The sequence below is a fragment of the uncultured Aquincola sp. genome (genome assembly GCF_964001545.1).
GTDB lineage: Bacteria > Pseudomonadota > Gammaproteobacteria > Burkholderiales > Burkholderiaceae_C > Aquincola.
In genome coordinates this window covers 1-1,667 of the sequence record NZ_CAXFDV010000861.1, presented here as the reverse complement: position 1 = coordinate 1,667, position 1,667 = coordinate 1, and the positions used below count along the sequence as shown (strand labels likewise).

The following is a 1,667-nucleotide window of genomic DNA, read 5'->3' as shown; positions in this document are numbered from 1 at the left end:
TGGCGCGTGCCAATGTGCGGCTCAATGGCCTGGACGACAGCGGCTGCCAGTTCGTCGATGCCGACGTCAACAAGTACCTGCGTGAGCTGAAGGCCGGCGGCCAGCGCTTCGACGCCATCGTGCTCGACCCGCCGAAGTTCGCGCCCAACGCCGCCGCCGCCGAGCGCGCGGCCCGCGCCTACAAGGACATCAACCGCCTGGCGCTGGAGCTGCTGGCGCCGGGTGGCCTGCTGTTCACCTTCTCGTGCTCGGGCGGCATCAGCGCCGACCTGTTTCACAAGATCGTGGCCGGTGCCGGCATGGACGCGGGCGTCAACGGCCTGCTGCTGGACCGCCTGTCGGGCGCCTGCGACCACCCGACCACCATCGAGTTTCCGGAGGGTGAGTACCTGAAGGGGCTGGTGATCTTGAAGAGCTAAACGGGGATAGCGGTTGAGAACTTCGCCCGCTCCACGCTGAAAAAGCTCTTGACGTTGCGCACGTTGGCGTCCTGGGTGAACAGGCGCTCCACCAACAGGTTATAGGCCGCCATGTCGGCCACGCCGACGATGAGCACGAAGTCGGGACCGGCCGACACGCGGTAGCACTGCTGCACGCCCGCATCGGCCACCGCCCGCTGCTGGAAGGCCAGCAGGTGCTCCGCGCCCTGGCGGTCCAGCGTCACTTCGACCACCGCGGTGAGCTGCGGGCCCAGCTTGTCGGGCGCCAGCAGCGCCACGCGGCGCGTGATGTAACCCTCGTCCACCAGCCGCTTGACGCGCCGCAGGCAGGTGGCCGGCGACACGTGTGCGGCGGCGGCCAGGTCCTGATTGCTGCGGGCAGCGTCGTCCTGCAGCAACGCCAGCAGGCGGCGGTCGGTGTCGTCGAGGTCGGGCATGGTGTGCGGGGCGCTTCAATTTCGAGCCGCATATGCAAGAAAATTGCAGCGCACATTCGTTTGGCGATTCTCCATCGAATATGCACAGACTCTGCAAGAAAATTGCGGTGCACGCCACCTAGCATTCAGCCTCTCACGGATCTTCAAGAGGTTTGAACCATGTGTGGCATCGTCGGCGCCGTCAGCACCCGCAACATCGTCCCCATCCTGGTGGAGGGCCTGCGCCGGCTGGAATACCGCGGCTATGACTCCTGCGGTCTGGCGGTGCATCAAGACGGGCAACTGCGCCGCGCCCGCAGCACCGCCCGGGTGGCCGAATTGCAGGCCCAGGTCGACCAGGACGCCATCAGCGCCGGCACCGGCATCGCCCACACCCGCTGGGCCACCCACGGTGCACCGGCGGTGCACAACGCGCACCCGCACTTTTCGGGCAACCGTGTGGCCCTGGTGCACAACGGCATCATCGAGAACCACGACGAGCTGCGCGCCGAACTCATCGCCAAGGGCTTCGAGTTCACCAGCCAGACCGACACCGAGGTCATCGCCCACCTGGTGAACCACCTGTACGACGGCGACCTGTTCGAGACGGTGCAGCAGGCCGTCCGGCGACTGCGCGGCGCCTACGCCATTGCCGTGTTCTGCCGCGACGAGCCGCACCGCGTGGTGGGCGCGCGTGAAGGCTCGCCGCTGGTGCTGGGCCGGGGCGAGGGCGAAAACTTCCTGGCCAGCGACGCGATGGCCCTGGCCGGCGTGACCGACCAGATCGTGTATCTGGAAGAGGGCGACGTGG

3 protein-coding genes are annotated in these 1,667 nt (G+C 67.4%); 2 read left to right on the top strand and 1 reads right to left on the bottom strand.

Annotated elements, in window-relative coordinates:
- The coding region (locus ABNT58_RS29620) for a class I SAM-dependent methyltransferase (RefSeq protein WP_348756933.1) at window positions 1-419 on the top strand (419 nt) is incomplete at its 5' end.
- On the opposite strand, the gene ABNT58_RS29615 is transcribed toward ABNT58_RS29620, so the two are convergent.
- Window positions 416-877 carry an Lrp/AsnC family transcriptional regulator gene (locus ABNT58_RS29615; protein ID WP_348756932.1) on the bottom strand — a complete coding sequence of 154 codons (462 nt, stop codon included), beginning with the start codon at window positions 875-877 and terminating at the stop codon, window positions 416-418. The two genes, ABNT58_RS29620 and ABNT58_RS29615, sit on opposite strands and share 4 nt — an antisense overlap.
- Before the next feature lie 159 nt (window positions 878-1,036).
- On the opposite strand from ABNT58_RS29615, the gene ABNT58_RS29610 reads away from it, so the two are divergent.
- The coding region (locus ABNT58_RS29610) for a class II glutamine amidotransferase (RefSeq protein WP_348756931.1) at window positions 1,037-1,667 on the top strand (631 nt) is incomplete at its 3' end.

What these genes read in the sequence shown, in the direction of transcription:
- ABNT58_RS29615 (WP_348756932.1), bottom strand. Translation starts at nt 877, where the DNA reads ATGCCCGACCTCGACGACACCGACCGCCGCCTGCTGGCGTTGCTGCAG.